The organism is Falsiroseomonas oryzae, assembly GCF_027856955.1.
Classification (GTDB): Bacteria; Pseudomonadota; Alphaproteobacteria; order Acetobacterales; family Acetobacteraceae; genus Falsiroseomonas; species Falsiroseomonas oryzae.
In genome coordinates this window covers 1-6,860 of record NZ_JAPSMD010000293.1, presented here as the reverse complement: position 1 = coordinate 6,860, position 6,860 = coordinate 1, and the positions used below count along the sequence as shown (strand labels likewise).

10 protein-coding genes are annotated in these 6,860 nt (G+C 71.0%); 3 read left to right on the top strand and 7 right to left on the bottom strand.

What is annotated here, in order from left to right; all coding sequences use genetic code 11:
* Positions 1-199 precede the first annotated feature (199 nt).
* Together OZN99_RS22055 and OZN99_RS22050 are read left to right on the top strand one after the other, a co-directional pair.
* Positions 200-814 (top strand): hypothetical protein, encoded by a 615-nt coding sequence (locus tag OZN99_RS22055; RefSeq protein WP_270937409.1) that lies wholly within the window; start codon positions 200-202, stop codon positions 812-814.
* Positions 815-1,200: 386 nt separating this feature from the next.
* Positions 1,201-1,674: a hypothetical protein gene (locus OZN99_RS22050; protein WP_270937408.1), complete on the top strand. Its 474-nt coding sequence runs from the start codon at positions 1,201-1,203 to the stop codon at positions 1,672-1,674.
* Positions 1,675-1,727: 53 nt separating this feature from the next.
* On the opposite strand, the gene OZN99_RS22045 is transcribed toward OZN99_RS22050, so the two are convergent.
* Genes OZN99_RS22045 through OZN99_RS22015 form a run of 7 tightly spaced genes read right to left on the bottom strand, consistent with a single transcriptional unit; the run spans position 1,728 to position 5,895 of the window.
* Positions 1,728-2,336, bottom strand: a complete 609-nt coding sequence (locus OZN99_RS22045) for a fumarate hydratase C-terminal domain-containing protein (protein ID WP_270937407.1) — start codon at positions 2,334-2,336, stop codon at positions 1,728-1,730.
* 5 nt (positions 2,337-2,341) lie between these two features.
* Positions 2,342-2,842 (bottom strand): GNAT family N-acetyltransferase, encoded by a 501-nt coding sequence (locus OZN99_RS22040; RefSeq protein WP_270937406.1) that lies wholly within the window; start codon positions 2,840-2,842, stop codon positions 2,342-2,344.
* Positions 2,843-3,745 carry a fumarate hydratase gene (locus OZN99_RS22035; protein WP_270937405.1) on the bottom strand — a complete coding sequence of 301 codons (903 nt, stop codon included), beginning with the start codon at positions 3,743-3,745 and terminating at the stop codon, positions 2,843-2,845.
* Between the two features lie 12 nt (positions 3,746-3,757).
* Positions 3,758-4,489: a sulfite exporter TauE/SafE family protein gene (locus tag OZN99_RS22030; protein ID WP_270937404.1), complete on the bottom strand. Its 732-nt coding sequence runs from the start codon at positions 4,487-4,489 to the stop codon at positions 3,758-3,760.
* Positions 4,479-4,826, bottom strand: coding sequence for a succinate dehydrogenase (locus OZN99_RS22025; protein WP_270937403.1), 348 nt, complete (start codon positions 4,824-4,826; stop codon positions 4,479-4,481). Before OZN99_RS22025 ends, OZN99_RS22030 begins: the two co-directional genes overlap by 11 nt.
* On the bottom strand, positions 4,823-5,164 hold the full coding sequence (locus OZN99_RS22020; protein WP_270937402.1) for a succinate dehydrogenase: 342 nt from the start codon (positions 5,162-5,164) through the stop codon (positions 4,823-4,825). Before OZN99_RS22020 ends, OZN99_RS22025 begins: the two co-directional genes overlap by 4 nt.
* Positions 5,161-5,895 (bottom strand): succinate dehydrogenase/fumarate reductase iron-sulfur subunit, encoded by a 735-nt coding sequence (locus OZN99_RS22015; RefSeq protein ID WP_270937401.1) that lies wholly within the window; start codon positions 5,893-5,895, stop codon positions 5,161-5,163. The genes OZN99_RS22020 and OZN99_RS22015 overlap by 4 nt, the downstream gene beginning before the upstream one ends.
* Before the next feature lie 76 nt (positions 5,896-5,971).
* On the opposite strand from OZN99_RS22015, the gene OZN99_RS22010 reads away from it, so the two are divergent.
* On the top strand, positions 5,972-6,860 hold an 889-nt coding region (locus OZN99_RS22010; protein ID WP_270937400.1), incomplete at its 3' end, for a thiamine pyrophosphate-binding protein.

The window sequence follows — 6,860 nt, the reverse complement described above, 5'->3', positions numbered from 1 at the left end:
CGCAGCCGCAATCCTCCTGCGGCGGCGGGGAGGGCTGGGCGGGCTGCGCCGCGGCCGGTGCGGCCAGCAGCAGCGGCGCCAGCGCCAGCGCGGCGGCCAGGGCGCGTCCCGCGCATCCCGCCCTGTTCGGATACTGTTCCGGCTTGCAAAGCGTCGTCACGGAAGCCCTCCTTTGGGCCGCAGGCAGGGGGAGGTTCGCATGTCCAGGCAGATCGCGATGGCGGTGCTGGCAGTGGCGGGCCTGGCAGGTTGCGCGGCGGGGCCGCAGGGACCCGGGCTCGCTGCCGGCCAGGCGCCGCCGGGCTTCCAGTGCCCGGCGGCCGGCACCACCATCCAGACCGATGGCGGGCAGGTGGTGCGCTATGCCGGCACGAGCCCGACCGACCCCTTCGTGTGCCTCGTCGCCGATGGCCGCGGCGGCACCTTCGAGAGCCTGGCGGGCTGGGTGGACCTGCCGACGCCGAGTTTCGCCAATGTGCGCAGCAACCTCGGGCGCCTCTGGCCGCTCGCGCCCGGCCAGGCCACCAGCTACGAGCACGAGGTGAGCGCAGCCGACGGCCAGCTCGTCGCCTTCAACACCAGCTGGCGTGTCACCGGGGCGGGGGTGATGGACGTCTCCGGCCTGCAGCGCCAGGTGCTGACGATCGAGAGCGTGAACACCACGGTCATGCCCGGCTACCAGGAGCTGTGGACCTTCGCTTACGACGCCGGCGCGCGCGCCATGATCGCGGCGCAGCGCGTGGTGCAGCGCGGCACGCCCAACAGCACCGGGTGGACGGCGATCAACATCACCGTCCCGGGGCAGGGGCGCTGAGGCGGGGCGTGGGGGCATCACCCCACGCCCAGTTTCGCCAGCGCCGCGGCGGCCCCGCTCCAATCCTGGCCTGAGGGACAGGGGTTGGTCGTCCTCGCGCCGGTCATCGGCAACATGGCGGCCGCGGGTTTCCGATCTCACAAGAAGCATTTGTTGCAGTAATGCTTGTAACCGCGAATGTTTCGCGTCCAAGATCGGCCTGATATCTGGGGGGTAGATGTCAGATGCGCCGCGTTGCCGCCCTTCTCATGGGTACGGTCCTGCTGGCAGGCTGCCAGCCCGAAACGAGAGGTGGCGGAACCGCGCCGGTCGTCGCATCCGCGGGCGCAACGCCGATTCCAGCGCCTGCGCCGATCCCGTTTCAGTGCCCCGCAGCAGGGACCCGCGTGAGATACAACACGGGTGCTTCCTTCACTTGGGACGGCCCGGATCCCGCTGATCCCGCGGTGTGCCTCCGTACGACGCAGGCCGGCCAACAGCAGCGTTTCATGTATGGCCTTCGCATCATGCCCTTCAGCTATGAGCCGGCATTTCGGCGCGGGTTGTCTTCGCTGTGGCCGCTCTCTCCCGGCAGAACGGCAGCGTTCGACTACACGGGAACGCAGCCTTCGGGGGCGCGCGAGCAATTCTCCGAAAGCTGGAGTGTGGAACGGGCGGAACGCATCAACATCGCCGGTGTGGCGCGCGACACCCTTGTGGTTCGCCAAACACAGCGAAACGTCGTTCCGGGCCTGTATCTCGTTCATTACATATGGTGGCTCGATATCGAGAGCCGCGTGTGGATCAAGATGGATATCGAGATCGTGCAAGGTCGGAACGCGACGCAGCCGTTCCAGGCAACCATCCTCAGTCGGCCGTAGCGAGCCGCGGCGCGACATGGTGCTGCCGAGCCAGCGGAGACGCCGCTGCACCATCACCCCACCCCCAGCTTCGCCAGTGCCGCGGCGCGGCGGTCCTGCACCTTCTGCTGGACCTCGGCGTACAGGCTGCCGCCATGCGAATCCATGGCGACGATCAGCGGCCCGAAGTCGCGGATGCGGAAGCGCCAGAGGCTCTCGGGATTGAGGTCGTCCAGGTCCACATCCTCGATCGCCTCGATCCAGGTGGTCTCCAGCGCCGCCGCGCCGCCGATGACCGCCAGGTAGCAGCCGCCCAGCTCCTGGAAGGCGCGCTGCGACTCCTCCCGCAGCCCGCCCTTGCCGATGACGATGCGCACGCCCTCGCGTTCCATCAGCGGGCGCGTGAAGCGCTCCATCCGGTCGGATGTCGTAGTGCCGACGCAGATCGCCTCGTAGCCGCTGTCGTTGGTGCCGCGCTTGTCCACCTTGCGCACGTTGGGCGCGGTGTGGATCACGGCATGGCCCTTCAGGTCGAAGCGCGTGCGGCGGCCATGATCGAACATGTGGATCTGCGTCGCGTCGCGGATGCCGAACAGCGTGTCCTGCAGCGTGACGGTGTCGCCGACGCGCAGCTTGCGGATGTCGGCCTCGGTGCAGGGCATGTGCAGCACGTGGTGGGTCATGCGCGTCACTCCGTGATGCGGGCGGGCCAGGTACCGCGCGCGGCGGAGGCCAGCCGCGCGCCGTCCAGGCGGTAGAGCAGCTTGTCGGCCACGGGCACGCCGATGGCGCGGTAGAAGGCCTGGGCGCGGGCGTTGGTGCCATCCGTCGTCCAGTCCAGGCGCGAGTAGCCGCCGCGCGCGGCGAAGCCGGCGGCGGCCGTCATCAGCTCCCGCGCCGTCTCCGTGCCGCGCTGCGCCTCCGCGACGAACACGTCCTTCAGCAGCAGGCCCCAGGTGAAGTCGAAGGCCGGGAAGAAGCCGGACAGCGAGACGAAGCCCGCCGCCGCGCCCTGCCGCCGCGCGAGAAGGCAGAAGGGCCCGGCCTTGCCGGCCGGGGAGGTGAGCGCAACCGCCGCCTCGGCCAGGGTCAGCGCGTCGCGCTTCTCCGCGTAGAAGCGCGCCATCTCCGCCAGCAGCGCGACGAGCGCCGGGCGGTCGGCGGGGCCGGCCGCGACGATCTCCGCCATTCAGAAGCCGATCGCCACGCCGTCCGGCGTGAAGGTGGCGCTCGCGCGCCGGGCGCTGTGGCACTGGATGTTCACCGCGACGGGGTTCATCGTGATGTGCGTCGCCGCGACCTCGACATGCACGGCGAAGGCGGTGCTGTCGCCGCCCAGCCCCTGCGGGCCGATGCCCAGGCTGTTCACCGCGTCCGACAGCGCTTCCTCCAGCGCGGCGCCTTCCGCATCGGCGCAGCGCGACCCGAGCGGGCGCGTCGCCGCGACCTTGGCCAGGTGCATGCAGAGGTCGGAGGTGCCGCCGACACCCACCCCCATGATCACCGGCGGGCAGACCTTGCCGCCTGCCTTCATCGCCGCATCCACGACGAAGCGCTTCACCCCGGCAAGGCCATCCGCCGGGATCAGCATCTGCAGGAAGCTGCCATTCTCGCTTCCCGAGCCCTTCGGGATCATCTCCAGCTTCAGGACGCGGTCGGCCTCGACGAAGTCGATGTTGATCACCGGCACATGCGCGCCACAGCTGGTGTGCTCGTTCTTCCGGGTGATCGGGTGCACCACGGAGCTGCGCAGCGGGTGCTCTTTCGTCGCGCGCTCGGTCCCCCGCCGGATCGCCTGCTTCAGCGCCCAGCCATCCACCTCGACGTTGCGGCCGATCTCCACGTTGAAGATCGGGATGCCGGTGTCCTGGCAGAGCAGGTTGTCGGTGCGCTCGGCGACGCCGATGTTCTCGATCATCGTGGCCAGGATGGCCTTCGCGGTGCCGTCGGTCTCACTGGCGTCGAGGCGCGTGAAGCCGGCCTTGATGTCATCGGGCAGGATCTTCAGCGCGCGGATGTAGAGCAGCTTGGCCGCTTCCTCGATGGCGTCCGGCGCGACGTGCAGCACCTCAGGCTTGGTCATGACCGTCATGGATGCGTTCCCTCAGATCACCAGCGATACGCCCGAGACCAGCAGCAGCCCCAGCAATACCAGGCGGAAGCCCTGGGCGGGGATCACCTTGTAGGCCCGCACGCCGAGCCAGGTTCCGGCCAGCATGGCCGGCACGGCGGAGGCGGTCATCAGCAGCGCCTCCTCTGTCAGGAAGCCGCCGAAGAACAGGCCCGGCGTGGTGATCGCCTGCATGAAGACGATGAAGGGCTGCATCAGCGCGCGGGCGTCGCGCTTGTCCATGCCCTGGATGTCGGCCCACATGGCCGGCAGCGCGCCGACATAGCCGCCGATGCCGCCGAGGATGCCGCTGGCGAAGCCCACCGCGGCGTCGGCCGGCGGCGCCGCCGTGAAGCGGGACGGCGCCTGCCGCAGCGCCATGCGCGCCAGCGCATAGCCGGCATAGACGATGAGCAGCACGCCCACGCCCATGACGATGGCCCGCGCCGGGCCGAAGGCCAGGATCAGCAGCCCGACCGGCACGCCGAGCGTCGCCGCCGCGACATAGAGCCGCATGCGTGGCCAGGCGATGTCGCGCCAGACGGTCGGCATGGCGAGCGACTGCACGAAGAGGCTGCCGAGCACCAGCACCGGGGCGGTGACGGTGGGCGGGATGAAGTGCAGCAGGATCCCCGCCGCCACCAGCACGAAGGCGAAGCCCGCCATGCCGGCGCAGAAGGCCGCGACGAAGCAGCCCGCCGAGAGGATCAGCGCCTCAGACCACATTCAAGAGGAACAGCAGGCCGGCCGCCAGCGAGACGCCGGCCGAGGCCGCCACCAGGGTCTTCTGGCTGCTGCGCCAGCCCAGGAATTCCAGCGCCAGCACGCGCAGGCCGCCGGCCAGATGCGCGGCGAGCAGGACGACCAGCATGGTCTCCGCCGCCTTCAGCACCGCGTTGTCGGTCCAGCGCAGGAAGCCTTCCAGCGCCGCCTCCCCGTTGATGGCCTGCGACAGCGCCCAGAAATGCAGCGGCAGGAACAGCGCCAGCAGCAGGCCGGAGATGCGGTGCACCAGGAAGGCCACATAGGTCGGGTGCGAGCGCGGTCGCGGATCGAGCCTCATGCCGCGTAGAGCCCGAGTGCCGCGTAGATGCCGAAGATCGCCGTCAGCAGGCCGATGGTCAGCCACGCCGCGTCGAAGCCGCGGCCGCGCCAGCCGAGCCACTCCGCCGCGATGCCGCGCAGCCCGATGGCGCCGTGCAGCCCGGCCGCCAGCGCGAAGACGGCGTAGAAGGCAAGCCATGCCGCGCTGCCGCGGGTGCGGCCGAGGATCTCCGCGGCGGAGAGCCCGCCGCGCACCGCGACCAGGATGGTGGCCAGATGCACCAGCACCGCCACGGCGAGGAACATCGCCGTGACGCGCTGCGCGACCCAGAGATGCGTGCCGCCGCGCGTACTCACCGCGAGACCCCGAACACGTTCCAGAACAGCGTGCGCTTGAGCCCGGCGATTGCCCCGGAAGGGTCGATGCCCTTCGGGCAGCGCTCGGTACAGGACTGCGTGGAGTGGCAGGCGTGGCAGCCCGCATCGCCCGCCACCACCGCCAGCCTCTCCTGCCGCGCGCCGTCGCGCACGTCGTTCACCAGCGTCCAGGCGCGGTTCAGCGCGGCCGGGCCGAGGTATTCCGGGTTCCAGGCGACGATGTCGCAGCTGGCGTAGCAGACGCCGCAGCCGATGCACTCGATGCCGGCATCCGCGGCCTGGCGCTTCGGCGTGGCCGGCGGGACGATGTGGAATTCGGCCGGCACGGCGCCGTCCGGCGCGTCCTTCGGCTGGAAGGTGCCGCGGGCGCGCGCCCATTTGTCGAAGAAAGGCGCCATGTCCGTGGCGAGGTCGCGGATCACCGGCAGGTTGGCCAGCGGCCGCAGCTCCAGCGTGCCGTCCTGCGCGACCTTCTTCACATGCGTCCGGCAGGTCCAGCGCGCGCGGCCGTTCACCTCCATGGCGCAGCTGCCGCACATGCCGACGCGGCAGGCGAAGCGGTAGGCGAGGGAGGGGTCGATCTCCCGCTGGATGTGGGTGACGACGTCCAGCACGGTCTGGTTGGCCCGCGCCGGCACCTCGTAGAACTGCGGCGCGCCGCCCGCTGCGTCGCCGCGCCAGACCGAGACCCGCAGGGTTCCTTGCTCCACCCGGAACAGCTCCTCTTGCCTGATCAGAGGCTTGCATGGTCTTGTATCAGACACAAGTTCCCGGAGTGTCCAGAAAATGAAACAGCGCGGCGCCGACCTGCTGGTGCGTGGCCTCCAGGCCGCCGGGGTCACCCGGATCTTCACCCTCTCGGGCAATCACATCATGGAGGTGTTCGACGCCCTGATCGGCTCGGGCATCGAGATCGTGCACACACGGCACGAGGCCGCCGCCGTCCACATGGCCGATGCCTATGCCCGCCTGACCGGCCGCGCCGGCGTGGCGCTGGTGACCGGCGGGCAGGGCCACGCCAATGCCGTCGCCGCGCTGCCCACCGCGCTGGCCGGCGAGGTGCCGGTGCTGCTGCTCTCGGGTCATGCGCCGCTGGCCGAGCTGGGCAATGGCGCGTTCCAGGAGCTGCCGCAGGCCGCCATGGCCGCCCCGGTGGCCAAGGCATCCTGGACGGCGCAGTCCGCCACCGGCCTGCATGCCGACATCGCCCGCGCTATCACCCTGGCGCGCTCCGGCCGGCCGGGACCCGTGCATGTCAGCCTGCCGACCGACCTGCTCGAGGCGCAGACCGGCGACATCACCCTGCCCGACGTCGTCACCGGCGAGCCCGCGCCGATGGCGCTGCCGGCGGCGACGGCGCGGCTCGTCGCGGAGGCCATCGCCTCCGCCGCCCGCCCGCTGCTGCTGGCGCCGCCCGCCCTCTGCACCCCCGCGGGGATCGCAGCGCTGTCCGCGCTGGAGGCGGCGAGCGGGCTGCCGACGGTGCCGATGAACTCGCCGCGCGGCCTGGCCGATCCCTCGCTCGGTGCCTTCACCGAGCTGCTGCCGGAGGCCGACCTGGTGGTGCTGCTCGGCAAGCCGCTCGACTTCACCTCCCGCTTCGGCCGGCCGGCCGCCGGCGCTCGCTTCATCGTGCTGGAGCCGGAGGCGGCGCTGCTCGGCCGCGCGCAGCGGC

Bases quoted from the DNA above. Each gene is read 5' to 3' on its own strand.
- OZN99_RS22030 (WP_270937404.1), bottom strand. From the start codon at position 4,489: ATGTGGTCTGAGGCGCTGATCCTCTCGGCGGGCTGCTTCGTCGCGGCC.
- OZN99_RS22055 (WP_270937409.1), top strand. From the start codon at position 200: ATGTCCAGGCAGATCGCGATGGCGGTGCTGGCAGTGGCGGGCCTGGCA.
- OZN99_RS22025 (WP_270937403.1), bottom strand. From the start codon at position 4,826: ATGAGGCTCGATCCGCGACCGCGCTCGCACCCGACCTATGTGGCCTTC.
- OZN99_RS22040 (WP_270937406.1), bottom strand. From the start codon at position 2,842: ATGGCGGAGATCGTCGCGGCCGGCCCCGCCGACCGCCCGGCGCTCGTC.
- OZN99_RS22045 (WP_270937407.1), bottom strand. From the start codon at position 2,336: ATGACCCACCACGTGCTGCACATGCCCTGCACCGAGGCCGACATCCGC.
- OZN99_RS22035 (WP_270937405.1), bottom strand. From the start codon at position 3,745: ATGACGGTCATGACCAAGCCTGAGGTGCTGCACGTCGCGCCGGACGCC.